This is a genomic window from Vreelandella halophytica (genome assembly GCF_968193635.1).
The window spans coordinates 1872313-1898031 of the sequence record NZ_OZ309107.1 but is presented as its reverse complement, the minus strand read 5'-3'; the positions used below and the strand labels follow the sequence as shown (position 1 = coordinate 1898031).

24 protein-coding genes and 4 tRNA genes are annotated in these 25719 nt (G+C 59.5%); 12 read left to right on the top strand and 16 right to left on the bottom strand.

The window, feature by feature from the left end:
- The first annotated feature begins 135 nt into the window (after positions 1 to 135).
- Entirely contained in the window at positions 136 to 1092 is a 957-nt protein-coding gene (gene ygfZ / locus ACWHXT_RS08900; RefSeq protein ID WP_447957979.1) for a CAF17-like 4Fe-4S cluster assembly/insertion protein YgfZ, read from the top strand.
- A gap of 53 nt (positions 1093 to 1145) precedes the next feature.
- Here the strand turns inward: ygfZ and ACWHXT_RS08895 are convergent, their stop codons facing one another.
- The 7 genes from ACWHXT_RS08895 to ACWHXT_RS08865 form a co-directional block, all read right to left on the bottom strand.
- A complete protein-coding gene (locus ACWHXT_RS08895) occupies positions 1146 to 2735 on the bottom strand; it encodes a peptide chain release factor 3 (protein ID WP_447957978.1) in 1590 nt (529 codons plus the stop codon).
- Between the two features lie 210 nt (positions 2736 to 2945).
- Positions 2946 to 3155: a putative motility protein gene (locus ACWHXT_RS08890; protein WP_447929102.1), complete on the bottom strand. Its 210-nt coding sequence runs from the start codon at positions 3153 to 3155 to the stop codon at positions 2946 to 2948.
- Positions 3156 to 3287: 132 nt separating this feature from the next.
- A complete protein-coding gene (locus tag ACWHXT_RS08885) occupies positions 3288 to 4532 on the bottom strand; it encodes an NAD(P)/FAD-dependent oxidoreductase (protein WP_447957977.1) in 1245 nt (414 codons plus the stop codon).
- A 386-nt stretch (positions 4533 to 4918) separates the two neighbouring features.
- Positions 4919 to 4993 (bottom strand) — tRNA-His (locus ACWHXT_RS08880).
- Positions 4994 to 5062: 69 nt separating this feature from the next.
- Positions 5063 to 5137, bottom strand: a tRNA-His gene (locus tag ACWHXT_RS08875).
- Between the two features lie 55 nt (positions 5138 to 5192).
- Positions 5193 to 5269 (bottom strand) — tRNA-Arg (locus tag ACWHXT_RS08870).
- A gap of 91 nt (positions 5270 to 5360) precedes the next feature.
- A tRNA-Pro gene (locus ACWHXT_RS08865) sits at positions 5361 to 5437 on the bottom strand.
- Positions 5438 to 5641: 204 nt separating this feature from the next.
- On the opposite strand from ACWHXT_RS08865, the gene folD reads away from it, so the two are divergent.
- Together folD and mtnN are read left to right on the top strand one after the other, a co-directional pair.
- On the top strand, positions 5642 to 6496 hold the full coding sequence (gene folD / locus ACWHXT_RS08860) for a bifunctional methylenetetrahydrofolate dehydrogenase/methenyltetrahydrofolate cyclohydrolase FolD (RefSeq protein WP_447957976.1): 855 nt from the start codon (positions 5642 to 5644) through the stop codon (positions 6494 to 6496).
- Between the two features lie 44 nt (positions 6497 to 6540).
- The gene (gene mtnN / locus ACWHXT_RS08855; RefSeq protein WP_447957975.1) at positions 6541 to 7254 is read left to right on the top strand and encodes a 5'-methylthioadenosine/S-adenosylhomocysteine nucleosidase; all 714 of its coding nucleotides are present in this window, start codon (positions 6541 to 6543) and stop codon (positions 7252 to 7254) included.
- Between the two features lie 87 nt (positions 7255 to 7341).
- On the opposite strand, the gene ACWHXT_RS08850 is transcribed toward mtnN, so the two are convergent.
- The 3 genes from ACWHXT_RS08850 to pyrC form a co-directional block, all read right to left on the bottom strand.
- Positions 7342 to 7641 carry an ArsR/SmtB family transcription factor gene (locus tag ACWHXT_RS08850; RefSeq protein WP_447528825.1) on the bottom strand — a complete coding sequence of 100 codons (300 nt, stop codon included), beginning with the start codon at positions 7639 to 7641 and terminating at the stop codon, positions 7342 to 7344.
- Between the two features lie 76 nt (positions 7642 to 7717).
- Positions 7718 to 8851, bottom strand: a complete 1134-nt coding sequence (locus ACWHXT_RS08845; protein ID WP_447957974.1) for an NADH:flavin oxidoreductase — start codon at positions 8849 to 8851, stop codon at positions 7718 to 7720.
- Between the two features lie 186 nt (positions 8852 to 9037).
- Positions 9038 to 10075: a dihydroorotase gene (gene pyrC, locus ACWHXT_RS08840; RefSeq protein WP_447957973.1), complete on the bottom strand. Its 1038-nt coding sequence runs from the start codon at positions 10073 to 10075 to the stop codon at positions 9038 to 9040.
- Positions 10076 to 10236: 161 nt separating this feature from the next.
- Here pyrC and ACWHXT_RS08835 point away from each other — a divergent pair, with 161 nt between their 5' ends.
- The 3 genes from ACWHXT_RS08835 to ACWHXT_RS08825 are packed head-to-tail and all read left to right on the top strand — an operon-like array spanning position 10237 to position 12529.
- Entirely contained in the window at positions 10237 to 10662 is a 426-nt protein-coding gene (locus ACWHXT_RS08835) for a hypothetical protein (RefSeq protein WP_447929096.1), read from the top strand.
- 22 nt (positions 10663 to 10684) lie between these two features.
- Complete coding sequence (locus ACWHXT_RS08830) at positions 10685 to 11959, top strand: ATP-binding protein (RefSeq protein WP_447929095.1); 1275 nt, start codon at positions 10685 to 10687, stop codon at positions 11957 to 11959.
- Between the two features lie 30 nt (positions 11960 to 11989).
- On the top strand, positions 11990 to 12529 hold the full coding sequence (locus ACWHXT_RS08825; protein WP_447957972.1) for a response regulator transcription factor: 540 nt from the start codon (positions 11990 to 11992) through the stop codon (positions 12527 to 12529).
- A 30-nt stretch (positions 12530 to 12559) separates the two neighbouring features.
- Here ACWHXT_RS08825 and ACWHXT_RS08820 read toward each other — a convergent pair whose 3' ends face one another.
- Positions 12560 to 13333: a 3-hydroxybutyrate dehydrogenase gene (locus ACWHXT_RS08820; RefSeq protein ID WP_447957971.1), complete on the bottom strand. Its 774-nt coding sequence runs from the start codon at positions 13331 to 13333 to the stop codon at positions 12560 to 12562.
- A 156-nt stretch (positions 13334 to 13489) separates the two neighbouring features.
- On the opposite strand from ACWHXT_RS08820, the gene ACWHXT_RS08815 reads away from it, so the two are divergent.
- Both ACWHXT_RS08815 and ACWHXT_RS08810 read left to right on the top strand, forming a co-directional pair.
- Positions 13490 to 13750 carry a GrxA family glutaredoxin gene (locus ACWHXT_RS08815; RefSeq protein ID WP_447929092.1) on the top strand — a complete coding sequence of 87 codons (261 nt, stop codon included), beginning with the start codon at positions 13490 to 13492 and terminating at the stop codon, positions 13748 to 13750.
- A 114-nt stretch (positions 13751 to 13864) separates the two neighbouring features.
- Complete coding sequence (locus ACWHXT_RS08810) at positions 13865 to 14629, top strand: DUF1338 domain-containing protein (protein ID WP_447929091.1); 765 nt, start codon at positions 13865 to 13867, stop codon at positions 14627 to 14629.
- Positions 14630 to 14660: 31 nt separating this feature from the next.
- On the opposite strand, the gene ACWHXT_RS08805 is transcribed toward ACWHXT_RS08810, so the two are convergent.
- Both ACWHXT_RS08805 and ACWHXT_RS08800 read right to left on the bottom strand, forming a co-directional pair.
- Positions 14661 to 15320: a CoA transferase subunit B gene (locus tag ACWHXT_RS08805; protein WP_447528817.1), complete on the bottom strand. Its 660-nt coding sequence runs from the start codon at positions 15318 to 15320 to the stop codon at positions 14661 to 14663.
- 38 nt (positions 15321 to 15358) lie between these two features.
- Positions 15359 to 16057 (bottom strand): CoA transferase subunit A, encoded by a 699-nt coding sequence (locus ACWHXT_RS08800; protein WP_447957970.1) that lies wholly within the window; start codon positions 16055 to 16057, stop codon positions 15359 to 15361.
- Between the two features lie 345 nt (positions 16058 to 16402).
- On the opposite strand from ACWHXT_RS08800, the gene ACWHXT_RS08795 reads away from it, so the two are divergent.
- Both ACWHXT_RS08795 and ACWHXT_RS08790 read left to right on the top strand, forming a co-directional pair.
- Positions 16403 to 17284, top strand: coding sequence for an acyltransferase (locus ACWHXT_RS08795; protein ID WP_447929088.1), 882 nt, complete (start codon positions 16403 to 16405; stop codon positions 17282 to 17284).
- A gap of 20 nt (positions 17285 to 17304) precedes the next feature.
- Positions 17305 to 18186 carry a LysM peptidoglycan-binding domain-containing protein gene (locus ACWHXT_RS08790; protein ID WP_447957969.1) on the top strand — a complete coding sequence of 294 codons (882 nt, stop codon included), beginning with the start codon at positions 17305 to 17307 and terminating at the stop codon, positions 18184 to 18186.
- A 102-nt stretch (positions 18187 to 18288) separates the two neighbouring features.
- Here ACWHXT_RS08790 and gcvT read toward each other — a convergent pair whose 3' ends face one another.
- Both gcvT and ACWHXT_RS08780 read right to left on the bottom strand, forming a co-directional pair.
- Positions 18289 to 19401 carry a glycine cleavage system aminomethyltransferase GcvT gene (gene gcvT / locus ACWHXT_RS08785; RefSeq protein ID WP_447957968.1) on the bottom strand — a complete coding sequence of 371 codons (1113 nt, stop codon included), beginning with the start codon at positions 19399 to 19401 and terminating at the stop codon, positions 18289 to 18291.
- A 78-nt stretch (positions 19402 to 19479) separates the two neighbouring features.
- Positions 19480 to 20880 (bottom strand): alanine/glycine:cation symporter family protein, encoded by a 1401-nt coding sequence (locus ACWHXT_RS08780; RefSeq protein ID WP_447929085.1) that lies wholly within the window; start codon positions 20878 to 20880, stop codon positions 19480 to 19482.
- Positions 20881 to 21377: 497 nt separating this feature from the next.
- Here ACWHXT_RS08780 and gcvH point away from each other — a divergent pair, with 497 nt between their 5' ends.
- Together gcvH and gcvP are read left to right on the top strand one after the other, a co-directional pair.
- Positions 21378 to 21764, top strand: coding sequence for a glycine cleavage system protein GcvH (gcvH, locus tag ACWHXT_RS08775; protein ID WP_447528811.1), 387 nt, complete (start codon positions 21378 to 21380; stop codon positions 21762 to 21764).
- Positions 21765 to 21838: 74 nt separating this feature from the next.
- Positions 21839 to 24733 (top strand): aminomethyl-transferring glycine dehydrogenase, encoded by a 2895-nt coding sequence (gene gcvP / locus ACWHXT_RS08770; RefSeq protein WP_447957967.1) that lies wholly within the window; start codon positions 21839 to 21841, stop codon positions 24731 to 24733.
- A 95-nt stretch (positions 24734 to 24828) separates the two neighbouring features.
- Here the strand turns inward: gcvP and ACWHXT_RS08765 are convergent, their stop codons facing one another.
- On the bottom strand, positions 24829 to 25719 hold the full coding sequence (locus ACWHXT_RS08765; protein WP_447929083.1) for a LysR family transcriptional regulator: 891 nt from the start codon (positions 25717 to 25719) through the stop codon (positions 24829 to 24831).

The window sequence follows — 25719 nt, the reverse complement described above, 5'->3', positions numbered from 1 at the left end:
AACCTATGCAAAACTGATACAACCCGAGAAGTCTAGCACGCCGCCGCTGCCTTGCAATTGCGACTTCGAGCCCTCACCTGCAGATCAACAGTGTTACGCTAGAGCGAACGCACACCCCCTGCTAGTGGAGCTTGTATGGCAACCGAACAGTCCCCTTCCTTCAAAGGCGACGTACGCCTGGATCACCTGGCCGCGCTGGATATCAAAGGTGCGAACGCCGAGAAGTTTCTACAGGGGCAAACCAGCGCCCAGGTGAGCCTGGCGAACGGCCACTTCGCCCCACTCACCTGCTTTTGTACGCCCAAGGGGCGCATCATCGCCAATGGTCAGCTTTTAAGAGTCGCCGAGCACCACTTTAGACTGCTGGTCAGCGAAAGCCTCGTCGAAAAACTTGCCGAGCATCTCAAAAAGTTTGCAGTGTTCTACCAGGCCGAACTTGGCGTCAACACCGGGCTTACATTGGTCGGCGCAGGACCGGAAAAAGCCCGGCAGCGGGCAGAAAAAGCGGGGCTTGCCTTGCCCGAGAGCGCCTACCTGCACACCGGCGATGAAAAAGCCTCGATACTGCGTCTGCCGGGTGAGGAGCGCTACGTGCTGGGCCTGCAAGACGATGAAAGCGAAGCGCCAGCGGATGAAACGCTGCAAAACGCCTGGCAGCTGGCGGATATTCGAAGCGGCCTTGCCTGGCTGACCGAAGCCCAGGAAGACCACTTCCTGCCCCAGATGATCAACTGGGAAGCCCTTGGCGGTATCAGCTTCAAAAAAGGCTGCTATACCGGCCAGGAAGTGGTGGCCCGCGCGCACTTTCGCGGTCAGGTGAAAAAGCGTCTTGTACGCGCAAGCCTTGAAAGCGACGTACTGCCCGGCGTGACCGATTCACTGACCGATGAAAATGGCAAAAGCCTGGGCGAAGTGATGAATAGCGCCTTTAGCGGCCAGCATCAGGTGGCGTTACTCGCGGTGGTGGCCACCAAAGCGATCGAAACGCCGCTTGCGCTAAGCTGGAGTGATAAGCCGGTCACACTCGAAGAGTTGCCCTACCCGGTCGAACGCCTGGACCCGGAGCAGCTTTCGGCAAGCCTTATGGGTTGAATCGATCAAAGCGCCGCCGGCTTTTAAGCCAGCGGCGCTTGGGAGACACGCGCTTAGTGCTCGCGGGTGGGCTGGAAGCGAATGTCCGGCCAACGCTCCTGGGTCATCTGCAGGTTGACTCGAGTCGGGGCAATGTAGGTCAAATAACCGCCGCCGTCGATGGCCAAATTGGTGCTGGCCTTACGCTTGAACTCCTCGAGCATCTTGGCATCTTCGCAATACACCCAGCGCGCGGTTTGCACGTTCACGCCTTCGTAAATACAGTCGACCTTGTACTCTTCCTTCAGCCGGTGGGCGACCACGTCGAACTGCAGGGTACCCACCGCGCCCAGGATCAGGTCATTGTTGTCCATGGGCATGAAGACCTGGGTCGCGCCCTCTTCGGAGAGTTGCTGCAAGCCTTTTTGTAGCGCCTTCATTCTAAGCGGATCTTTCAGACGTACGCGCTTGAAAAGCTCCGGGGCAAAGTGCGGAATGCCGGTGAAGCGCATGTCTTCACCCACCGTGAAGGTATCACCGATTTGCACCGTACCGTGGTTATGTAGGCCGATGATATCGCCGGGCCAGGCTTCTTCCACTTGGGAGCGGTCGGAGGCCATGAAGGTCAAGGCGTCGGCGATTTTGACGTCCTTGCCAATACGCACGTGGCGCATCTTCATGTTCTTTTCGTATTTGCCCGAGCACACCCGCAAAAACGCGATGCGGTCGCGGTGGTTCGGGTCCATGTTCGCCTGGATCTTGAACACGAAGCCGGAAAAGCGCTCGTCCGAGGCGATGACTTCCCGGGCATCGGTGTCCCGCCGCTGGGGGGGCGGTGCGTACTCGACGAAGCCGTCGAGCATTTCGCGCACGCCGAAGTTACCCATGGCGGTACCGAAATAGACCGGCGAGAGCTCACCGCGCCGGTAGGCGTCGAGATCGAATTCGTGAGAGGCGCCGCGGACCAGCTCGATCTCCATACGCAGCTCTTCGGCCTGTTCTTCGCCCAACAGCGCCTCCACGTCCGGGTTATCCAGACCTTCGATGCGCTTGTCTTCAGAAATGCGGTTACCCTGGCCCTGGGTGTAGAGGTGAATCACGTCGTTATAGAGGTGATACACCCCCTTGAAGTGACGCCCCATGCCGATCGGCCAGGTCATCGGCGCGCACTGAATGTTGAGCACGGTCTCGACCTCGTCCATCACCTCGATCGGGTCGCGAATATCGCGGTCCATCTTGTTGATGAAGGTCAAAATCGGCGTGGTACGCAGCCGACATACTTCCATCAGCTTGATGGTGCGGTCCTCGACACCCTTGGCGCCGTCGATCACCATCAAGGCGGAATCCACCGCCGTCAGCGTACGGTAGGTATCTTCGGAGAAATCCTCGTGGCCTGGGGTGTCCAGCAGGTTGACGATGCGCCCGTTGTAGGGGAACTGCATCACCGAGGTCGTAACCGAGATACCGCGCTCCTGCTCCATTTTCATCCAGTCGGAGGTCGCATGGCGGTCGTTACGCTTGCTTTTGACCGAGCCCGCCATCTGAATGGCGTTACCGAACAGCAGCATTTTCTCGGTGATCGTGGTCTTGCCCGCATCAGGGTGCGAAATGATCGCGAAGGTGCGCCGTAGTTCCGCTTCCTGGGCTAACTGAGTCTCTTTCATCTTGCCTCTATAAATTGATACTCAGCGATGTGTAAAGCGCCGAACGGCTCTGGCTGAGTGAGTCACAATGGCCGGGATTGTAACGTTCTGGCGGGACCGGTGCCACGCCCTTTAAAAAAGCAGCGCCGCCAGGCCTTGTTAAGTACAAAATGTTGAGCACAAAAAAAGAGCCGCCAGCGGCGACTCTTTGCAGTGAAGGGCTCGAATGCATCAGGCGTAGGTGTTGACCTGCGTGCCGAGCGTGCCCTCCCGGGCCAAATCCGGCTGGGCCTGAAGGTCGGCACCGGCCAATACCTCGGTTACCTGCTGCGACTGCATATCCAGCGCCTGACGAAAAAGCTCCATCTGGGCCTGCTCGGCGGTTTGCGCCTGATTCATATAAAGCGCTTGGCTAACGGCATGGCTCGCTGCGACATCCATAATCTCACCTCACGTTGAGTTCCTGATTCCTTGAGCGTACTGCTGGGTTGAAATCACGATTTGTAAAACCTGTGTCAAAGCGTAGCAAAGGCCCAATGATCTCACCAGTAAAGGATGAGTTTTATAATCCATTTAGAAGCGCTCAACCCGGAACGGCGCCATATCGATCGCCGTGGGCTTGCCTTCCATCAGGTCGGCCAATAGCGAGCCCGTCGCCGGGCCCAGGGTAAAGCCTTGGTGGCCATGGCCGAAAGCGAACCAAAGCCCTTGATGACGCGGCGCCGGGCCGATAATCGGCTTCATGTCCGGCAGGCACGGCCGGGCGCCCTTCCAGGCCGCCTCTTCGCTGCGCTCGCCTAGCGGAAAAACCTGTTGGGCCACTTTTTCCGCGGCGCCAAGCTGGTGCTCGTCGGCCGGTGACTCCAGCCGGTCGAGCTCGGCACCGGTGGTCAGGCGCACGCCCGCATTCATTGGCGCCAGCAAATACCCCACCTCGGCGTCCATCAGCCAGTAGTTGAGCTTCGCACCGGGCTTCGTGGCGTAGTGCATGTGATAGCCGCGCTTGACGAAGGTGGGAATATCATAGCCAAGCGTCGATGCCCATTTGCCCGCCCAGGGGCCCAGCGCCATGACCACATCGTCCGGTGTCAGCGTTTGCTGCCCCGCCACTACCTTGAAGCCTTCCCCGTCTTTCTCGACACTCTCGATATCCGCCTGCAGGATACGCCCGCCCAGTTCGACGAAGGAATCCGCATAGGCCTCTACCAGCGCCCCCGGGTCGGCCACGGTCCAGGGGTCCAGCCAGTGGATGGCACCGATGATGTCTTGACCGATGTCCGGCTCTTTTTGCTCGAGAGCGGCGCGGTCCAAAACGTCGAACCGTACGTCGAACCGCTCGCGCGCCTCCTTGGCTTCCTCGATACGCTTGGCAAGCTTCGCTTTGGTGCGGTAAATCTCGAGCCAGCCTTCGCGGCGCACCAGATGACTTGCTTTGGCCGCTTCGATCATCGGCCCGTGAGCGTCGAGGCAGAGCTTGATGATTGAGGCATATTCGGGAACGATCTTTTTATAAAGCCTGGCCGATGAATGATGCCAGTAGCTTAAAAGCGGCGAGAACGCATTGAGCATACCGCCGGGGCGGTAGCGGATATCGACCCGCTTGTTGGGCAGCACGCTCAAAATGGTTTTCATATCCCGGGGGAAAGCGTAAGGCCTAACGGCTTCGCGCTGAATGATACCGGCATTACCGTAGGAGGTTTCGCGCCCGGGCTCCCGCCGGTCGATGAGCGTTACCTGATGGCCCCGCTTTTGCAGGTGCCAGGCTATACTCACACCGACCATGCCTGCTCCGAGTACCGCAATACGCCGCTGGCCCATTTAAACGCTCCCCTTTATTGGTATAAATGACTGAAAGTATCAGAAAAAAATACCACTGCTCAGGAAGCTTTAATATAGTGATAACCACTGTATTGTAGGCAATAAACAGCATGAATTACGACAAAAGCCAAAAGAGCAGAATTATTTACCACTAAAAAACAAACGACAGTAAAATCGCCTGCTACGTTTTGATACGTCGATTCGCAGGGGAGATTTCAAGCGCAGCAGAACGCAGAACGCAGAACGCAGAACGCAGAACGCAGAACGCAGAACGCAGAACGCAGAAAAGACTACAAGCCATCTAATATGCTTGAAGCAAGAATTCGATAGAGAAAAAAACGAACGATAAAAAAAGAAGGGAAAAGAAACGAGAAGGGAAAGGTTAATGGGGTGGATGATGGGGATCGAACCCACGACCACCGGAGCCACAATCCGGGGCTCTACCACTGAGCTACATCCACCACAACCTGAAAGCTTATTACTACTGCTTTACTGCTACTGCTTTATTACTACTACGTGTTTCGTATCAATGGGGTGGATGATGGGGATCGAACCCACGACCACCGGAGCCACAATCCGGGGCTCTACCACTGAGCTACATCCACCATTGATAACCAACAAACACAACGCCTGCGCTTAACAGCTGCGGCCATACTTCGATGGCACGCCCAGCAGGACTTGAACCCGCAACCTACGGCTTAGAAGGCCGTTGCTCTATCCGGTTGAGCTATGGGCGCACATAAAGCATTCCTGATACCGAACACCGATGAGCACTTGACCACAACCAACGCCTGGAAAAGCAAGTTACCACCTTCCGCGCGAGGTACGTGGTCGGGATGGAGGGATTCGAACCCCCGACATCCTGCTCCCAAAGCAGGCGCGCTACCAGACTGCGCTACATCCCGATGACTACCTTTGACGCTACTGCTTAGCCCGTCTCAAGCGAGGCATATACTACTATTTTTAATTTTAAAGTCAACACTTAAAGGCTTTAAGGCCTTGGCCGCTTTGCCTGCCAGGCCCAACATGCGAAAATTGGCGATTCGCTGGTATGCCAACCTCATATCGGCCTTTTGACCCGCTCATCACCTCCATAGGGACCTCATTACATGACCGCCCAACTCATCGATGGCAAAACCATCGCCGCTAATGTCCGCCATCGTGTTGCCGAGAAAACCGCCGCCCGTTTACAGGCCGGTGCTCGCGCCCCCGGATTAGCCGTGGTTGTGGTTGGCGATGACCCGGCCTCTCATGTGTACGTTAACAACAAACACCGCGCCTGCGACCAGGCGGGCATTTTGTCCTTTCAGCACGCGCTACCCGCCGACACGACGCAAGACGAGCTCGAGGCGCTGGTCGACCAGCTAAACGACGACCCCCGGGTCGACGGCATTCTGGTGCAACTGCCGCTTCCCGAACATATGGACGCTCGCCCCATTCTCGAACGTATCCGCCCGGACAAGGACGTCGACGGTTTTCACCCCTACAACCTGGGCCGGCTGGCGCAACGTAGCCCGGCTCTTCGCCCCTGTACGCCGAAGGGCGTGATGACACTATTGAGCGAAAGCGGTATCGACGTACGCGGGCTTGATGCCACGATCGTCGGCGCCTCCAATATCGTGGGCCGCCCCATGTCGATGGAGCTAATGCTGGCCGGCTGCACGACGACCGTTTGCCACCGCTTCACCCAAAACCTCGAGGCCCACGTAAGCCGCGCCGATTTGGTCATCGTAGCCGTCGGCAAGCCCGGGCTCGTCAAGGGCGAATGGATCAAGCCGGGGGCGGTGGTGATCGATGTGGGCATCAACCGCCAGGCAGACGGTAAGCTCATTGGCGACGTGGACTTTGAAAGCGCCGCCGAGCGCGCAAGCTTTATTACCCCGGTACCCGGCGGCGTGGGACCGATGACCGTGGCCACGCTGCTCGAGAACACCCTCGAAGCCGCCGAGGCTCACGACGCTTAACATAACCAAAACCGTCTACATTCAATCGAAAGGGGGTACGCCGGGTGCAACGCATTGGAATTATTGGCGCAATGGCGCAAGAAGTTAAAACGCTGGCAGGTCAGCTCGAAAACGCCGAGCGTGTCGATCACGCGGGCTTCGTATTCTATAGCGGCACGCGTTACGGGCTCGAAGTGATCGTGCTTCAGTCCGGCATTGGCAAAGTCAACGCCGCGGTGGGCACGGCGGTGCTACTCGAGCGCTATCAGCCGGATGCGATTATCAATACGGGGTCGGCGGGCGGTTTTGCCGAGGATCTGGATATCGGCGATATCATCATCTCGAGCGAGGTACGCCACCACGATGTCGACGCGGTGGTCTTTGGCTATGAAATCGGCCAGGTACCGGGGATGCCGGCGGCGTATATCGCCAATACCCACCTGGGCGATATCGCCAAACAGGCCATCGAGACACTGGGCGAGGTGAATGTGCGCGAGGGGTTGATCGCCACCGGCGACGCCTTCATGGCCGACCCGGCGCGAGTAGCAGCCACCCGCGCGCAGTTTCCCACCATGCTGGCCGTTGAAATGGAAGCGGCGGCCATCGCCCAGACCTGCTACCTCTACGGCTGCCCTTTCGTGGTGATTCGCGCGCTGTCCGATATTCCCGGTGCCGGCGACAACCACCTCTCCTTCGAGCAGTTTCTGGAAGTCGCGGCCGCCCACTCTTCGCGCATGGTCGACCAGATGCTGCAAACGCTGGGGCAGCGAAAGCCGTAAATCCATGGCTTTATCAAATGGCGCGGCCGGGCGGCCTCGCCGTTTTATCCCAACAAAAAAGCGCCTGCCGGTTGGCAGGCGCTTTTTTCATAGCCGCTCTTGCAGCGCATGCAGGAAGGCATCCGCGACTTCGCGTTCGTAGCAGTAGTAGGTCCACTGCCCCACCCGCTGCGAAGAGACCAGCCCCGCGCGGGCGAGTGTCGAAAGATAGAGCGAAATGGTCGGCTGCGAAAGACCGGCCTTTTCGCGAATATGACTGACACACACACCGCCCTGGGGCGCGGTCTCTTTCTGAGCCGGAAAATGGCGCTCCGGCTCTTTCAGCCAGGTCAGTATGTCGAGGCGCACCGGGTTCGCCAGCGCGCTTAAAACGGTATTAATATCCATGATCACGGCCAGTGGCGAAAGCCTGATCAGTATACGCGTTTAACGCCATACTGCCGAGGCGCTCTTTGGTCTCGACTTAACGGACCAGGGACTCGAGGGCGGCGCTATCGAAGTCCGAAAGCTCGTCCAGGCGGCCCTGCTCTACCTTGTTGGCCCACTGCGGGTCGGAGAGCAGCGCGCGGCCAATGGCGATCAGATCGAAATGCCCCTTGGCACGCCACTCGGCAAGCTCGGCCACGTTCACCCGGCTCTTGGAGGTCGGGTCCTCGGTACGCGTGAAGTGGCCAGTCCGGAAGGTACGGTCGAGCCCTACGCTACCCACGGCGATCACCGGCTTGCCGGTTAGCTCGCGGGTCCAGGTGGCCAGGGTCTTCTCGCTACCCGTAAAGCCCGGCTCCCACACCCGGCGGGTGCTGGCATGGAATATATCCACGCCGTCATCGGCCAGCGGCTTCAAGAGCTCCCCAAGTGCTTCGGGGGTTTCGGCAATGATGGCCGTGTAGTCGGAAAGCTTCCACTGCGAGAAGCGGAAGATGATCGGGAAGTCCGGCCCCACCGCTTCACGCACCGCACGCACGATCATGCGCGGAAAGCGTAGCCGGTTTTCGAGGCTGCCGCCGTAGTTGTCGGTGCGCTGGTTGCTCTCCGGCCACAGGAACTGGTCGATCAGGTAGCCGTGGGCGCCGTGAAGCTCGATACCATCAAAGCCGATGCGCTGAGCATCCATCGCCGCCCGGGCAAAAGAGGCGGCGACGTCATGCATGTCGTCCTCGGTCATCGCTTCGACGACTTCCAGGTCGTTTTCGACGATCGACATGGGGCCGAAACCCGGCACGCTGGTTTGGGGCTCGACCCCCGGACGGCGCTCGCGACCTACGTGCCAAAGCTGGGGTACGATTTTACCGCCAGCGGCGTGTACGCCTTCGACCACGCGCTGCCAACCGGCCAGCGCTTGTTCGCCATGAAACGCCGGCACCGCCGGGTAGCCGTTGGCGCCGGGATGGTCGATATAGGTGCCTTCGGTGATGATCAGGCCAACCCCACCGGCGGCGCGGCTTTTATAGTAGGCCGCGACTTCTTCCGTGGGTACGCCACCCGGCGATTGGTTACGCGTCATCGGCGCCATGACGATACGATTCGCCAGGTTGAGCGAGCCAAGATCGAAGGGTTCGAAAAGCGGCGCGGCGAGGGTTTCTGGATTAACGGACATGCTTATTCACCTATATATAGAAATATCTCAATATATAAACATTAATATGCGCGCAAGACAACCGCTTGGACGAACCAGAATCTGGCGCCTTCCAACAACGAGCGCTTCAAGCAGGCCCATGAGGCGCCTTACAACGAAAAACGGAGCCCAAAGGCTCCGTTCAGTTCAATCAACCCAGGGGATTCGTCACCCCTTGAGCGACCACTCGAGCGTCTCCTCGGCCATTAGCGGTACGATCGAGCGGTTGTCACCGTATGCGTAGCTTGCCGGTAGCACCTGCGAGCGGCGCTCGAGGGTGACGGTATCGGCATTGGGCGCCAGGCCGTAAAAGCGCGGCCCGTTCAGGCTGGCAAACGCCTCGAGCTTGCCAAGCGCCCCCGCCTCTTCGAAGGCGATGGCGTATAGCTCGATGGCGGCCGGGGCCGTATAGGCCCCCGCACAGCCACAGCTCGACTCCTTGTCCCCCTTCTCGTGGGGGGCGCTATCCGTGCCCAGAAAGAACTTCGGGCTGCCGCTGGTGGCGGCTTGCAAAAGCGCCTGGCGGTGTTGCTCGCGCTTGAGAATCGGCAGGCAGTAGTAGTGAGGGCGAATGCCGCCGGCGAGCATCTTGTTGCGATTGAACAGCAGATGATGCGCGGTGATCGTGGCCGCCAGGTTATCCGGGCCTTGGGCAACGAACTCGGCGGCTTGCTGGGTGGTGATATGTTCGCACACCACCTTGAGCGTGGGATGGCGCTCGAGCAGTGGCTTCAACACGCGCTCGATAAACGCGGCTTCCCGGTCGAAGATATCGATGTCGCTATCGGTGACTTCACCGTGAATGAGCAGCGGCAACCCGAGCCTGGCCATCGCGCCAATGGCCGCATCGCAGTGGGTGATATCGGTAACGCCGGAGGCCGAGTTGGTGGTCGCCCCGGCCGGGTACAGTTTCACCGCCTTGACCACACCGCTTTGGTGCGCCTTTTCGATCTCCCCGGCAGTGGTGGTGTCGGTGAGGTAGAGCGTCATCAGCGGCTCGAACTGACTGCCAGGCGCCAGCGCCGCCAGGATGCGTTCACGGTAGGCGAGCGCTTGATCGGTGGTGGTGACCGGGGGCTTCAAATTGGGCATGATGATGGCACGCCCCATTTGCGCGGCGGTGTGATTGACGACCGCGCTCAGCACCTCGTCATCGCGCAAGTGAAGGTGCCAGTCGTCGGGGCGGGTCAGCGTAATAGAGTCCACGGTCAATCCTGTATCAGCGGTGGGTTTGAAGGGGCTTTCGGTCAGTATACCTGAACGCCGGACGGGTTAAATCCAGCCGGTAAATCGCGCGCAACGTCCACAGCGCTTTACAAGTGTCGTATCATGGCGGCTTTATAACCGCTCAAGGATTTTGGCCGACTATGCAAAACGTCAGACGCTACGCCGACATACTCACCAGCATTGAAGGGCTGATGTGGCTAGCGCTTGCCTGGTCCATCTCGGCATCCGTGCACCGAGGCAGCACCGAGCCCACGCTTGCCATGCTGTTCGTGGTGGGGGCGCTTTTGCTGTTTAGCTGGGCGCACAAGCCCATGCGCGTTTTACTGCGCCGCTACCACGTGCGTAAACGCCGCACGGACATGTGGATTCATACCCTGGCGCTGCCGCTGCTGCTGGCCATGCTGCTCCATATTTTATTGGAAACACTGGTCGGCCGTGCCTGGCTTCCGCCCAAGATACTGGTCTTCAACTTGCTGGCTACCGCCGGGTGGCTGACCTACGTGATGACCCTGTTCATCAAGTTCATCATTCACGGTTTCAAAACCTCCCGCGCCCAGTCGCGCTAACGCACTAACCAAGTAGCTCTCTATGCAAACCGCCCTGCCGCTTCCACTCTCCACCCCCAACCGCAACCTGGTCCGATTGACGATCGTGCGCGGCATTACCTGGACGGGCTTTTTGCTGGCGATCATCGTGGGCGTGGAGTTTCTCGCCTTCGAGCTCGAAGTCGCGGCGGTCATCAGCGTGGTCATCGCCATGGGGGTTTTGAATATCATTACCTGGTGGCGACTGGGCAGGCCCCGCGCGGTGAGCCATCACGAGTACCTTTTGCACCTTCTGGCCGATATTGCCGGCTTGACGCTACTTTTCTACTTTACCGGCGGCTCGACCAACCCGTTCATCACCTACTACCTGGTGCCGGTGACCATCGCCGCCGCTACGCTGCCCTGGCGCCACGCCTGGATCATCGCAGGCTGCGCGATGGCGGGTTACAGCTTCTTGATGGTCGTCTACCACCCTATCGCCCAGTTGAGCCATATCGACAGCGACAGCCTTTTGAACCTGCACGTGCTGGGCATGTGGCTCAACTTCGGCCTTTCGGCGGGGCTGGTGACGTTTTTCATCTACAAAATGGCCCACGCGCTCAGAAGTCGTGACAAGGCGCTTTCACGCACCCGTGAAGCGGCGCTGCGCAACGAACAGGTACTGGCCGTCGCGACCCAGGCGGCGGGTACCGCCCACGAACTGGGCACGCCCCTTTCCACCATGGCGGTGCTGCTCAAGGAAATGGAGGCGGAGACCACCGCCGACTCGCCGCTTCAAGCCGATATAAAACTTTTGCGCCAGCAGGTCGACGTATGTAAATCCCGCCTTCAGAATCTGGTCACCAACGCCGACCGGCGGCGCATGGCAGAGCCCGAAGTGTTCGATGCCGAAGAGTGGCTTTCGAGCGTCCTACAGCGCTGGCTGGTCATCCGCCCGGATGTCACCCATCAGTTGGAGGTTCAAAGCCGGCGGAGCCGCCCCTGGCTTTTGGTCGATGCCACCCTGGACCAGGCGCTGACCAACCTTTTGAACAATGCCGCCGACGCCCACCCGGAGCAGGTGAACGTACGTCTGGACTGGAACGAAGAGAACGTGGTGATCGATATTCGCGACCACGGCCCGGGGATCGCCATGTCGATTGCCGACCAGCTCGGCGACACCTTCGTTTCGACCAAGAGCAAAGGCATGGGCATTGGGCTATTTTTAACCCATGCCACCATCAACCGATTCGGCGGCGGCGTCAGCCTCTATAATCACCCTGAAGGCGGAACGCTCACCGAGGTCACGTTGCCCAGAAGCGATGCCCCCGAGAAATAGCGCCGCCCACCGATAAACAGCGAGAAGACCATGCCGACTCAAGACCAGCGCCTTTTGATCGTGGACGACGACGATGTGTTTTGCCATGTGTTGAGCCGCGCGCTGACCCGCCGGGGCTATGAAGTGCAGGTAGCCCACGACGCCGAACAGGCGCTGCAGATCGCAGCCGCGTTCGCCCCGACCATGGCGACCCTCGATTTGAAACTCGAACAAAGCTCCGGACTCAAGCTGTTGCCGGAGCTGCTGGCCATCGTACCCACCTGCCGGGTCGTGGTGCTGACCGGCTACTCGAGCATCGCCACCGCCGTCGAGGCGATCAAACTCGGCGCGCTACACTACCTGTGTAAACCTGTAGACGCCGACGACGTGATCGCCGCCTTCGAGCACGAAGGCGGCGACCCGGACATCGAACTAGCCGACAACCCGCCGTCGATCAACCGGATTACCTGGGAGCACATTCAAAAAGTGCTGCAAGAGCACGACGGCAATATTTCCGCCACGGCCCGGGCACTGGGTATGCACCGGCGCACGCTTCAGCGCAAGCTGCAAAAACGCCCGGTCAAGCGCTAGGATCGAGGCACCCAAGAGCCGCCGTTCGCATCAGTGCGCCGTCCAGCCAAGGTCGATATTGAAACTCGAGCCGGTGATGGCGCCCGCGGCGTCGGAAGCCAGGTAGTTCACCAGTTGAGCGACCTCGCTGGGTTCGACCAGGCGCTTCACGGCGGCATCCTTGAGCATGATCTTTTCGATCACCTCTTGCTCGTCCATCTTGTTGAGCTTCGCCTGATCGGCGATCTGGTTATCCACCAGCGGGGTTTTGACGTAGGCCGGGCACACGGCGTTGGCGGTAATACCCTGCTCGCCGCCTTCCAGCGCGGCGGTTTTGGTCATGCCGATCAGCCCGTGCTTGGCGGTCACGTAGGCGACCTTGCCCGGCGAGGCCACGTGGGCGTGAATCGAGGCGATATTGATGATCCGCCCCCAGCCGTTTTCTCGCATGGAGGGCCACGCGGCCTGGGTAAGCAAAAACGGCGCGGTGACCATCAAATCCATGATGGCGCGCCACTTCTGCTCGGGAAACGATTCGATGTCGCTAACGTGCTGTATGCCGGCGTTGTTGACCAGAATATCGACCCGGCCAAAACGTTTGATCGCCTCTTTCACCGCGTCCTTGCACGCCTGGGCGTCGGTCAAGTCGGCCTGGAAAAACGCCGCGCCCTGTTGGCTGGCCGTTTTCTCACCCTCGGCGTTGAAGTCTACCGCCAGCACTTGATAGCCCAGTTGGCAAAAGTGTTCGACCACGCTTGCACCAATGCCGCTGCTGGTGCCCGTGACCAGCGCGACCCGGGGCGTATTACCCATACCTGCCGACATACCCACCTCCTAAAAGAAGAAAAGTCCAAGCATTCATTAGACGAACCTCAGTATAGAACGCCTGAGCGAACATGATCGAAAGCGCGCCAAGATTGTTCAACGCAGCCCACCTGAGCGACAATGGCAAACCAACGTCACCACCCTCAAGGAGTCACCATGTTCGTGGTCATTTTCGGGCGCATGAGCTGCCCATTTTGTGTAAGAGCCAAGCAGCTTGCCGAGCAGCTGGAAAGCGCCCATAAGATCGAAGGCTATCGCTACGTCGATATGCCCTCGGAAGGCGTCACCAAAGAGGACATCGCCAAGACCGCAGGCAAGCCGATCCATACCGTCCCCCAGGTGTTTATCGACCAGGATCATATCGGCGGATATAGCGAGTTTGACGCCTACGTGCGTGAAAATGGCCTTCTGGCCTGATCCCTGCCCCTTTTATTCCCCTTTTTAATTGAACCCGCATGCCACCTTGCTGCCTATAGTGACCAGGGCCTACCTTCCCCAACAAGACCGCCCAAGGCGGCAAGGACATGCGCCATGCAACGTGAAGAATTCGAACAGCAGCTCTGGCTTGATTATATCCATACGCACCCGGACCTTGGCGGCCTGGGTATTTGGCCGGCCAACGTCAAAGCCGAATACCTGACGCTTTTAACCCTGAACCACGGGCCGTTTAGCGCGGCACGACTTGCCGACAAGCTTCACCGCATGGGTTACGTCTGTGCTACCCAGTATGCCTTGGCAGACAAAGGGCTCATCATTCATCTACTTGGCGCACCACAGAGTAGCTGGTTGATTTTAGCCGAGCTCCAGCTGGGCGCACTGTGTACATCGCCAAGGCAGGCACTTTTAGAGCTTATAGAGCAAAGCCACCCCCAGGATTGTAAGGGGCACAATTTGCTTTGCCGGGGAAGACCCTGGCCGATGCCCTCCTGGGCGCTTTACCAGGCACTCGAGCGGGAACACCCGGTGGCGGCGTGGCTTGCGGTGATGGGCCCGCGACTTCACCACGCCGGGTTCAATTGCCAGGTTTTGGGCGAGCCGCTGGCCACACTGAACGAGGCCCTCGAAAATGCCGGGTGGGCGTGCTCCAGTGATCGGCAAAACGGCATTTTTCCCGTCTCGAACTCCCTGGATCACCGCTTCTACCCGGCCATGCCGCAAAAGGTAGCGTTTAGCCAGGGAGATGAACACCGGCTCTGCTTTGGTGGACTGGCGCTGGCCCAAAAAGGGGTGAACAGCGCGTCAACCACCCTGGGCGAAGAGCTGCTTCCGCCGCACACCCGGTGCCAAATGGCGTGATCGAACACGCCATTTGAGAAGACCGCTTGAATCAAGCGAATTCCATTTCCGGCACATGGTCGGGAACGATCAGCTTACCGGCGGTTTTCTCCTGAATTTCCTCTACGCTTACCCCGGGGGCGCGTTCTTTCAAGATGAACGCGCCGTCCTTGATCTCCAGATACGCCAAGTCGGTCAGCACCCGGTTGATACACCCCGCGCCGGTCAACGGCAGCTCACACTTCTCGAGCAGCTTGGACTCGCCGTGTTTAGACGCGTGAGTCATGGTGCAGATGATGTTTTCGGCACCCGCGACCAGGTCCATCGCCCCTCCCATGCCCTTGATGAGCTTACCGGGAATCATCCAGGAGGCGATGTTGCCGTGCTGGTCCACCTCGAAGGCGCCCAGTACGGTCAAATCCACGTGGCCACCACGGATCATGGCAAAGGATTCGGCGGAGGAGAAAATCGCCGCGCCGTCTCGGGCGGTAACGGTCTCTTTTCCGGCGTTGATCATGTCCGGGTCGAGCTCTTCTTCGCTTGGGTAGCGCCCCATACCCAATAGCCCGTTTTCGGACTGAAGCATCACGTCGATCCCCTCGGGGATGTAATTGGCAACCAAAGTGGGGATACCGATCCCCAGGTTCACGTAGAAGCCGTCCTGAAGTTCACGGGCCACGCGCTGGGCCATCTGCTCTCGTGTTAACGCCATGGTAATTACCTCGAAGTCAGTGGAAGTTGGCCGGGTGCTTAGCTACGAACCGTGCGCTTTTCGATACGTTTTTCAAACGTGCCCTGGATGATCCGGTCGACATAAATACCCGGCGTGTGGATTTGGCTGGGATCCATCTCGCCGGGCTCGACGATTTCCTCCACTTCTACAACGGTAATTTTGCCGGCGCTAGCCGCCATCGGGTTGAAATTCTGCGCGGTGTGGCGGTACATGACGTTGCCGTAGCGATCCGCCTTCCATCCTTTGACGATGGCGAAATCCCCTACGATCGCCTCTTCCATAATATAGTGGCGGCCATCGAACTCGCGCACCTCCTTGCCCTCACCAATCGGCGTGCCGTAGCCGGTCGCGGTATAAAACGCCGGAATTCCCGCACCGCCGGCGCGCATTTTTTCGGCAAGCGTGCCCTGGGGCGTCAGTACGACTTCGATCTCTTCGTCGAGCATCTGCCGCTCGAAAAGCGCGTTTTCGCCCACATAAGACGCAAAAATCTTGCTGATCTGGCGCTTTTCCAACAAAAGCCCGAGACCGAAACCGTCCACGCCGCAGTTATTGGATACCACCGTCAAATTCTTGACCTCGCGGCGCTTGATCTCGGCGATCAGGTTTTCGGGAATGCCGCAAAGGCCGAACCCACCGGCCAGAACGGTCATGCCGCTTTCGATGCCTTCCAATGCTTCCTCATAGGAAGCGACCCGCTTATCGAATCCTGCCATGTGTAGCCTCGCTTGTTGTCATTCGTGCCCGGCGCGCCTTGGCGCGTGCACGCTAAAGGGTGAGTGGCTCGAGGGTTTTGCGCCCCAAAGTTGCTACATGGTTGCTTACCAAATACTACTACAGGGTGGTCGTTAAAAAGCCTGGCGCCAAAGGGGCGACGTGTTTTTTGTTATCAAACCAAAGAAACAACTTATAAAGAGCCACCAGGAGCGTCAAGCGTCTAACGGTGCTTATAGAGGGATTTACTGGGAAGTAAGGCCTTGATCCTTTAGCATTTACCTCAAAGGCCGTGTACAACGCAGCGCGCAAGGCCAGGGTTATGAAACCGCGAAGGAGTCAAGGGTATGCCAGTCATCAAGGGAGCAGGGAGCATTTTAATGCTCACGCTCAGCACGCTATTGTGGGGGGTGCCGCTGATCGCGCTCACCTTTTTGAAGGTCGTCGTGCCGGGCCAACGCGCGAAACAGTGGCTTTTGGGCAAGCTCTGCGCGGTCGCGCTCAATTGGATCGGGCTCAATCTTTGGTGGATGAAGCACTGGCTCAAACCCGATGTATCGATCGATATCCCCGCCTCGCTGAGCCCGAACCAGTGGCTTTTGGTCATCTCCAATCATCGCAGCTGGACCGATATCTTCATTTTGTTCATGGCGCTTCACCGGCGTATTCCCATGCCGCGCTTTTTTCTCAAACATCAGCTCATCTGGATTCCCATCGTCGGACTGGCCTTCTGGGCGCTCGAATTTCCCTTTATGCGCCGTTTTAGCCGGGAACAGATTGCCAAAAACCCTAAGCTCGCTACTATTGACAGGGATTCGACCGAACGCGTGTGCCGTCAGGCACGCCACGCGCCCATTTCGATCTACAACTTTGTCGAGGGCACCCGGTTTAGCGTGGCTAAACGTGAGGCCCAGCAGAGCCCTTTTCGCCATCTTCTACGCCCCAAGGCCGGTGGCGTGGCCCAGGTATTAGGGCTTCTCGGCGATCAATTGGATGGTATCGTAGACGTCACCATCAGCTACACCAACCCTTCGCCGAACTTCTGGGACTTCTTATGCGGCCAGGAGGCATCGGTTAACCTGGTGGCGCGACAGATCGCGATCCCCGAGTGGATGCACACCGCACGTTATCATCAACAACCGCAGCACAAGGAACGCTTCCACGCATGGATCAACTCACTCTGGCAGGAAAAAGACGCGCTGCTGGAAACGCTGAGCGACCACGACTAGCCCTTTGGGTAGGCGTTTGCTTGCTGGCGGCCTTATTGGCCGGGTGCGCCAGCTCAGCGCCGTCATCGAGCCAGCGAAACCCTACCAGCAGCGCCTCGAGTGCCATCAACGGCGAATGGGTCGAAGTGCGCCGTGGTGATACGCTGGGCCAGCTCGCGGCGCGGGCGGGCGTGCCCATCGAGCGTCTCGAGCGCTTCAACCCCGGGGTAAACGCCCAGCGCTTGGCGGTCGGTCAGCGTCTTTTGATCCCCACCCAGCAGGAGCGTGCGCCCTCCGGTGGGCCTTACCGCTACCAGATCCGCTCAGGGGATACGTTCTCCGGCGTGGCGCGCCACTTTGGCACGACCAGCGGGCGTATCCAGAGCGCCAACGCCGGGACCTCCCCCACAGCGCTGCGCGTTGGTCAGATCATTAGCGTGCCGCTTAGCGCGGGTTCCGCTTCGCGCGCCACGGCCTCTTCAAGCAGCTCGAGCGGTTCGAGCTCTTCGTCGTCGGCGGCGCCCACGCCCAGTGCAAGCGTGCCCTCATCGGCGCGCAATTGGCCCTGGCCGCTGGAGGATTACCGGATCGTGCGCCGCTTCGGCCCGGACAGCCGTGGCACGCTCCAGCCCATGCTACTGGCGACTCAATCCGGTGCCCGGGCGCAGTCGGTCGCCCCGGGCGAGGTACGCTTCGCCGACGGCATGCGCCAGCTCGGCGAGGTAGTGATCGTTCATCATGCCGACAACCTGCAAAGTGTCTACGCGCTTTGCGAGCGCATACTGGTGAGCACAGGGCAGAACGTAAGCGCCGGTGAGCCGCTTTGCGAGGTCGGCCAAAGCAGCGCCACCGAGCGCTATGATCTGTTGTTCGACCTGCGCCAGGCCGGTAAACCCATCGACCCGCGTCAGGTTCTTCGCTAACGCGTTCGTCGTTGAAAGCCCTTTTCACTCGCCCATAAAAAGCCCCGGTATCACCGGGGCTTTTTATGTCGGGGCTTTTCATATCGGGGCCAGGCCGCGCTATTAACCGCGGTGGTAGCCCGGCGTAATGAAAGGCGTTTTGACGACCGTCATGGGCAGCTTTTTACCGCGTACCTCGGCGTAAACCACGCTCTCCGGTGCCTCCCATTCGCGGGTGACGTAGCCCATGGCGATGGGCTTGCCAACGCTTGGCCCAAAACCGCCAGAGGTTACCACGCCGACCTCTTCGCCCTGCTCGTCGAGCAGGCGCGCGCCTTCGCGCACCGGCGCGCGGCCCTCGGCAACCAACCCTACCCGCTTACGGGTGTGGTCCTTGGCATCGATCTGATGGAGCACGACATCCGCACCTGGGAAGCCGCCGGCGCGCTCGCCGCCGTGGCGGCGCGGCTTGCCCACCGCCCAGATCAAGCCAGCTTCGACAGGCGTGGTCGCCATATCCATATCATGGCCGTAGAGGCAGAGCCCGGCTTCAAGACGCAGCGAGTCACGCGCGCCCAGGCCAATCATTTCGACTTCCGGCGCCTCTAAAAGCCCTTTGGCGAATGCTTCGCTGGCCTCGGCGGCCACCGAGATTTCGAAGCCGTCCTCACCGGTGTAGCCGCTGCGGCTCACCCAAACGTCTTGACCCAGAATCGTGAAACGCCCGTGCTGCATGAACGTAAGCTCACAGGCCTCGGGGCAAAGCCTGCGCATTACCTCCACCGCTTTGGGCCCTTGCAGGGCCAGCAGGCCACGCTCGAGCACCTGGATGTCGTGGCTCGACCCCAGGTTGGCACGCAAATGCGCGATGTCCTGGTCCTTGCAGGCGGCGTTGACCACCAGGTAGAAGTGATCTCCCGCGTTGACGACCATCAAATCGTCGATGATCCCGCCATCGGTGCTGATGAAAAGCCCGTAGCGCTGACGCCCTTCGGCCAACCCCTCCAGGTCGGCCGGAATCAGCGACTCCAGCGCCGCGGCGGTGTCCGGCCCGGAGACCAAAATCTGGCCCATGTGCGACACGTCGAAAAGCCCGCATTGGCGACGGGTATGTTCGTGCTCTTTTTTCACGCCAAGCGGGTACTGCACCGGCATGTCATAACCGGCGAAAGGCACCATTTTGGCGTCAAGTGTTTGGTGAAGCGCGTGAAGCGGTGTTTTGTGGAGTTCTGTCATGTCGTGTCCTCGCCATCGAAAGAGCCGGCAAGCAAACGTCGCTTCCCGGCTCGTATTGGGGGTTACGTCGTTCAACCCTTACTTGTCGTGATCCAGCGCTTCGCCGGGCAGCACGTCCTTACCGGCGAAATAGTCCTTGGCCAGTTTGAACACCACCGGCGACAGCAGCGCCAGCGCGATCAGGTTGGGAATGGCCATGAGCGCATTGAACGTGTCCGCCATCAGCCAGATAAAGCCCAACTGGGCCATCGCGCCAAGCGGCAGCGCCAGCACGAACAGCACCCGGTAAAGCATGATCGAGCGCGTACCGAAGAGAAACTGGAAACACTTCTCGCCGTAGAACGACCAGCCCAGAATCGTGGTGAACGCAAACACCGCCAGCGCAATCGCCACGATCTGGTTACCAAAACCGGGGAGCGCCGCATCGAAAGAAAGCGCCGTCAGCGAGGCCCCTTCTTCCCCTTCGAGCCATACTGAAGAGGTCAGGATCACAAGTGCGGTGATGGTGCACACCACGATCGTATCGATAAACGTCCCCAGCATGGCGATCAACCCCTGGCGGACCGGGTTTTTGGTTTGCGCCGCCGCGTGGGCGATCGGCGCGCTACCGAGCCCCGCTTCGTTGGAGAAAATACCGCGCGCCACACCAAAACGGATCGCCGCCATGACCGCCGCACCGGCAAAACCACCGGCCGCCGCCATGGGGTTGAAGGCGTAGTAGAAAATCAGCCTAAAGGCTTCACCGACCTGGTCGGCGTTGACGATCAGCACCACCACCCCCGCCAGCACGTAAGCGATCCCCATAATGGGCACGAGCTTACCCGCCACTTTGGCGATACGCTTGATGCCGCCCAGAATGACCGCGCCAGCCAACACCATGATCACCACGCCGGTCAGCCAGTGTGGCACACCAAAGGTAGCGTCCATGGCGTCTGCAACGGAGTTCGACTGCACGGTATTACCGATGCCGAAGGCCGCCACCGCGCCAAAGAAGGCAAACAAGATACCCAGCCATAGCCACTTTCTGCCCAGGCCATTTTTGATGTAGAACATCGGCCCGCCCAGGTGGTAGCCGTTGCTATCGGTTTCACGGTAGCGAACGGCGAGCACCGCTTCGGCGAATTTGGTCGCCATGCCGACCAGTGCCGTAATCCACATCCAAAACACCGCCCCCGGCCCACCGAGGGCGATCGCGGTGGCCACACCGGCGATATTGCCCGTGCCTACGGTGGCCGAAAGCGCTGTCATCAACGCGTTGAAAGGCGAAATTTCGCCGTCGTCGGTCGTTTGCTCGCCTCCCTTGCCGCGCTTGGCATCACGCCCTTGCCACATCAGTTTGAAGCCGGTACCGAGCTTACGGATCGGCATGAGCTTCAAGCCCGCCTGAAGATAAAGCCCCACACCGAGCAGCAGGATGAGCATTAACGGCCCCCACACGACCCCGTTAACGGCCTCGACCACAGTTGTTAGCGTTTCCACGTCGTTCTCCTTACCCTTGAGCATTTCAGGAATGCATGTTTATTCGATGTCATTATGGTGTCGTGATGGTGTCGATATCCGATACGCCCATAAAGGCGGCCCGCCTTCGAGCATAGCTGGCAAACCCCGGATCGAGACGGTGATGCTTTGCCACGTTAGAAGCGCCGATTCCGGAGCGTGTATAGCGCGTAAGCGTTCGTTACTCGGCTAAACGGCCGATAACCCTGTTTTACACTATTTTCCCGTTGGCTTGCCATGGACTTGACGCTTTTGCTGGGCAAAATCAGGGCGAAGTGGTTGATTCTATTAAATAGCATGGCGTTTCCAGGTAAACAAAAACGCAGTGGGCCTCTACTCATGCCACGCTATAGAAATTTGTTTCCTATGAGAAACACGGTACCATAGCGCTATCGGCCAGCGCGTTTGAAGGGGTCGCTAAGGCCCCCAACAAGCGCTAGTATGTTTTAGCTTGGACAACCGTTTAATAGGGATACGACATGAGCAATCTTCCTGCGAATCTTCGCTACGCCAAAAGCCATGAATGGGTGCTTGACCACGAAGATGGCACCGTCACGATCGGTATCACCGACCACGCTCAGCAAGCACTTGGCGACGTGGTATTCGTCGAGCTTCCCGAGATCGGCCAAACGCTCACCAAGGGTGAAGAGTTTGGTGTGATCGAGTCGGTCAAGGCCGCCTCGGATCTTTACGCGCCGGTGGATGGCGATGTAATCGAGGTGAACGATGCGCTCGAAGACGCGCCGGAGACCGTCAACGAAGCGCCTTATGATGGCGGCTGGATCATGAAAGTCCGGGTCAGCGACCAGGACTTCGACGATCTTCTCGATGCCGACGCCTATCAGGCAACGCTGGCCGACGAGTGATTTTCAAGCGCCTGCCTACGCAGGCGCTTAGGTTTTGCCCCGCACGGTCTTCCCATTACGTCTGGAATCTTCTCATGTCCTTTCAAACTCGCCGCTTGGCCGAACTGGCCGATCACGATGCTTTTATCAAACGCCATAACGGCCCTAACGAGCGCGATGCCGCGACCATGCTGAGCGCGCTCGGCATGAAGCGCATCGAGGACCTGATCGAGCAAACCGTGCCGGGGGATATCCGACTAGACCGCGAGCTCGCCCTCGACGAGCCGCAAAGCGAAGCCGAAGCGCTCGGTTACCTAAGCCAGCTGGCGCGCCAGAACAAGGTCGCCAAAAGCTACATCGGCCAGGGGTATTACAACACCCACCTGCCCGCGGTCATTCAGCGTAACGTGTTGGAAAACCCGGGCTGGTACACCGCCTACACGCCTTACCAGCCGGAAATTTCCCAGGGCCGACTCGAAGGGCTTCTGAACTTCCAACAGGTGGTGATGGACCTGACCGGTATGGAGCTTGCCAACGCGTCGCTGCTCGATGAAGCCACCGCCGCCGCGGAAGCCATGGCGCTTTGCAAACGCGCCAACAAGAAGAGCAAGTCCAACGCCTTTTTCGTTGCCGACGACGTTTTCCCGCAAACCCTCGACGTCGTCAAAACCCGCGCCGAGTGTTTTGGCTTCGAGCTGATTACCGGCCCGGCCGACACCCTCGCCGAGCACGACGTGTTCGGTGCGCTGCTTCAGTACCCCGGCGCAAGCGGAGCCGTCACCGCGCTCGAGCCCCTCGTAAGCGCCGCCAAAGAGCGCGGCATCATGACCTGCGTGGCCACGGACCTTTTGAGCCTGGTGCTCTTGAAAGAGCCGGGCGCGATGGGCGTCGACATCGTGGTCGGCAACTCCCAGCGCTTTGGCGTGCCCATGGGCTTTGGCGGCCCCCACGCAGCGTTTTTTGCCACCTCGGACAAGCTCAAGCGCTCGATTCCCGGGCGTATCATCGGCGTCTCCCAGGACAGCCGGGGCAACACGGCGCTGCGCATGGCGATGCAGACCCGCGAACAACACATACGTCGCGAGAAAGCGACCTCCAACATCTGTACCGCCCAGGCGCTTTTGGCCAACATCGCCGGCTTCTACGCGACCTATCACGGCGCCGAGGGCCTGCGTAAAATCGCCGCCCGGGTTCACCGTCTCACCTCGCTGCTGGCCCAGGGCCTGAAACAGGCCGGCGTGGCGCTAGAAAGTGAAAGCTGGTTCGATACGCTTCGCCTGACCGGCGTGGATGCGGGCAAGATCCACGGCCGGGCGATGACCGTCGATATCAACCTGCACTACTTCGACAATGGCGACATCGGCGTAAGCCTGGACGAGACCACCACCGCTCACGACCTGGCGGCGCTGTTCGACGTGATCCTGGGCGACGAGCACGGCCTATCGATTCCGTCGCTCGAAGACCAGCTGTTCGAAAGCGCTCTTTCAGGCATCCCCGAGGCGTACCGCCGCGAAAGCGACTTCCTGACGCATCCCACGTTCCACCGCTACCGTAGCGAAACCGAAATGCTTCGCTACTTGAAGCGATTGGAGAACAAGGATTTGTCGCTCGCCCACGCGATGATTCCGCTGGGCTCTTGTACCATGAAGCTCAACGCCACCAGCGAAATGCTGCCGATTTCCTGGCCGGCCTTTGCCCAACTACACCCCTTCGCCCCGCGGGATCAGGTCGCGGGTTATCATCAGATGATCGACGAGCTGGCCGCGTTTCTGGTCGAGATCACCGGCTACGATCACGTTTCGATGCAGCCCAACTCCGGCGCCCAGGGTGAATACGCGGGGCTTCTGGCCATCCGCCGCTACCAGGCGGCCAACGGTGAAGGCCACCGCAACGTCTGCTTGATCCCAAGCTCCGCCCACGGCACCAACCCGGCCTCCGCCGCCATGGTCAGCATGGAAGTGGTCGTGGTCGAGTGCGACAAGCAAGGTAACATCGACCTCGACGACCTGATCCAAAAGGCCGAGCAGCACAAGGATCGCCTCTCGGCGGTAATGATCACCTACCCGTCGACCCACGGGGTGTTCGAATCCCACGTGCGCAAGGTGTGCGAGGTGGTTCACGAAAACGGCGGCCAGGTCTACGTCGACGGCGCCAACATGAACGCCCAGGTCGGGCTTACCCGCCCCGGCGATTTCGGCGGCGACGTATCGCACCTGAACCTGCACAAGACGTTTTGCATTCCCCACGGTGGCGGCGGCCCGGGCATGGGCCCCATCGGCGTGAAAGCGCACCTGGCGCCTTACGTTGCCAACCACGTGGTCACCCCGATCAACGGCGTGAAAACCGAAGGCGGCGCGGTGGCCGCGGCGGCCTTCGGCAGCGCCTCGATCCTGCCGATCTCCTGGGCCTACATCAAGATGATGGGCGCCCGGGGGCTTCGTGAAGCCACCGAATTTGCCATTCTCAACGCCAATTACATCGCCAAGCGCCTGGCAGAGAGTTACCCGATTCTCTACCGCGGGCAAAACGGCACCGTGGCCCATGAGTGCATCATCGATATTCGCCCGCTCAAACAGAATTCCGGTATTTCGGAAGAGGATATCGCCAAGCGCCTCATGGACTACGGCTTCCACGCCCCGACCATGTCGTTCCCGGTGCCCGGCACGCTGATGATCGAGCCCACCGAGTCGGAGTCGCTTTTCGAGATCGACCGCTTCTGCGATGCGATGATCGCAATTCGCGAGGAGATCGAACGCGTCGAGAGCGGCGAGTGGCCGCTTGAGAACAATCCGCTGGTCAATGCACCGCACACTCAGCGCGATCTGGCCGACAGCGAATGGGCGCGGCCTTATGACCGCACTCTGGGCGCCTTCCCCTCCGAGGCGGTGATGGCGGCGAAGTACTGGCCGACGGTCAACCGGGTCGATAACGTGCTGGGCGATCGTCAGCTGATTTGTTCCTGCCCCAGCATCGATGACTACCGTAACTAAAGCGCCCCCAGGCCAAAAAAGCGTTTAGCGCACTCTCAAAAAAGCCCCGGGATACGAGCATCCCGGGGCTTTTTTATAGGTTTCAGTGCCTGGCGCTACTGGGCGATTTCCTGCAGACGCTGCTGTTTGAAGCCGTTGAGCAGCTTTTCGTAGCGCTTGGGCGGCGTCGAATCCCGCCGGGTCAGCACGTAAAGCACCTCATCCACCGCCACGGGGAGCGACAAGGCCCTCACCTGTCGCTGCCAGGGCGAGGTTTCGAGCACCAGCCGTGACACCACGGTAAAGCCAAGCCCCCGGGCCACGGCGTCGAGCACCATGCTCACCTCGTTGGTAAAGCCCTGATGGCGAAAGTGGCTCATGGAGCGAAACTCGTCGGGGAAGTTGGCGCGCAGCAGGTAGTTGGCGTGATTGATACCGTCGTAATAGTTGATAAAACCAAGCCCCATCAGCTCGGCCAGCGTGGTGCCGGCAAAGTCTGCCGGCACCACCAGACAAAGCGGCTCTTTATGCCATACCTCGCAGGAGACTTCGGCGCTTTTGACCTGCTCGGTGGCGATCCCGATATCGTAGCGACCGTCCAGCAGGTCCCCGACGATTTCATGATTGAAGGCGAAGCTATAGCTCACCGTAAGGTTCGGGTGCATTTGTTGCTGGCCCAAAATGAACGGATAGAGCATGAGCCCGACGCTTCCAGGCGAGGCGATCCGGCACTCACCGCTGTCGATCAGGTCATCGTCCAGGGCGTGGCGAAATTGCTCGTGCTCGGCAAACAGCTTCAGGGCATAGTCGTAGGCGCGCCGGCCGGACTCGGTCAGGGTAAAGCTTTTTCCCTTGCGCTCGATCAGCGTTTTATCAAGATACCCTTCGAGCTTTCGAACGTGCTGGCTGACGCCTGGCTGAGTCATTTCCAGGCGGCGCGCGGTGCGCGTAAAGCTACCGGTTTCCACCAGCGTAATAAAGGTTCGAAAGTAGTGGGCATTGAACAT

Excerpts from the sequence above, each read along its gene's own strand:
- ACWHXT_RS08885 (WP_447957977.1), bottom strand. The coding sequence starts at position 4,532 with ATGGGCCAGCGGCGTATTGCGGTACTCGGAGCAGGCATGGTCGGTGTG.
- folD (WP_447957976.1), top strand. The coding sequence starts at position 5,642 with ATGACCGCCCAACTCATCGATGGCAAAACCATCGCCGCTAATGTCCGC.
- gcvP (WP_447957967.1), top strand. The coding sequence starts at position 21,839 with ATGTCCTTTCAAACTCGCCGCTTGGCCGAACTGGCCGATCACGATGCT.
- ACWHXT_RS08835 (WP_447929096.1), top strand. The coding sequence starts at position 10,237 with ATGCAAAACGTCAGACGCTACGCCGACATACTCACCAGCATTGAAGGG.
- ACWHXT_RS08810 (WP_447929091.1), top strand. The coding sequence starts at position 13,865 with ATGCAACGTGAAGAATTCGAACAGCAGCTCTGGCTTGATTATATCCAT.
- ACWHXT_RS08890 (WP_447929102.1), bottom strand. The coding sequence starts at position 3,155 with ATGGATGTCGCAGCGAGCCATGCCGTTAGCCAAGCGCTTTATATGAAT.
- ACWHXT_RS08895 (WP_447957978.1), bottom strand. The coding sequence starts at position 2,735 with ATGAAAGAGACTCAGTTAGCCCAGGAAGCGGAACTACGGCGCACCTTC.
- ACWHXT_RS08850 (WP_447528825.1), bottom strand. The coding sequence starts at position 7,641 with ATGGATATTAATACCGTTTTAAGCGCGCTGGCGAACCCGGTGCGCCTC.
- ACWHXT_RS08820 (WP_447957971.1), bottom strand. The coding sequence starts at position 13,333 with ATGTCGGCAGGTATGGGTAATACGCCCCGGGTCGCGCTGGTCACGGGC.
- ACWHXT_RS08830 (WP_447929095.1), top strand. The coding sequence starts at position 10,685 with ATGCAAACCGCCCTGCCGCTTCCACTCTCCACCCCCAACCGCAACCTG.
- gcvT (WP_447957968.1), bottom strand. The coding sequence starts at position 19,401 with ATGACAGAACTCCACAAAACACCGCTTCACGCGCTTCACCAAACACTT.
- ygfZ (WP_447957979.1), top strand. The coding sequence starts at position 136 with ATGGCAACCGAACAGTCCCCTTCCTTCAAAGGCGACGTACGCCTGGAT.
- ACWHXT_RS08800 (WP_447957970.1), bottom strand. The coding sequence starts at position 16,057 with ATGGCAGGATTCGATAAGCGGGTCGCTTCCTATGAGGAAGCATTGGAA.
- ACWHXT_RS08825 (WP_447957972.1), top strand. The coding sequence starts at position 11,990 with ATGCCGACTCAAGACCAGCGCCTTTTGATCGTGGACGACGACGATGTG.
- ACWHXT_RS08845 (WP_447957974.1), bottom strand. The coding sequence starts at position 8,851 with ATGTCCGTTAATCCAGAAACCCTCGCCGCGCCGCTTTTCGAACCCTTC.
- ACWHXT_RS08765 (WP_447929083.1), bottom strand. The coding sequence starts at position 25,719 with ATGTTCAATGCCCACTACTTTCGAACCTTTATTACGCTGGTGGAAACC.
- gcvH (WP_447528811.1), top strand. The coding sequence starts at position 21,378 with ATGAGCAATCTTCCTGCGAATCTTCGCTACGCCAAAAGCCATGAATGG.
- ACWHXT_RS08795 (WP_447929088.1), top strand. The coding sequence starts at position 16,403 with ATGCCAGTCATCAAGGGAGCAGGGAGCATTTTAATGCTCACGCTCAGC.
- ACWHXT_RS08815 (WP_447929092.1), top strand. The coding sequence starts at position 13,490 with ATGTTCGTGGTCATTTTCGGGCGCATGAGCTGCCCATTTTGTGTAAGA.
- ACWHXT_RS08805 (WP_447528817.1), bottom strand. The coding sequence starts at position 15,320 with ATGGCGTTAACACGAGAGCAGATGGCCCAGCGCGTGGCCCGTGAACTT.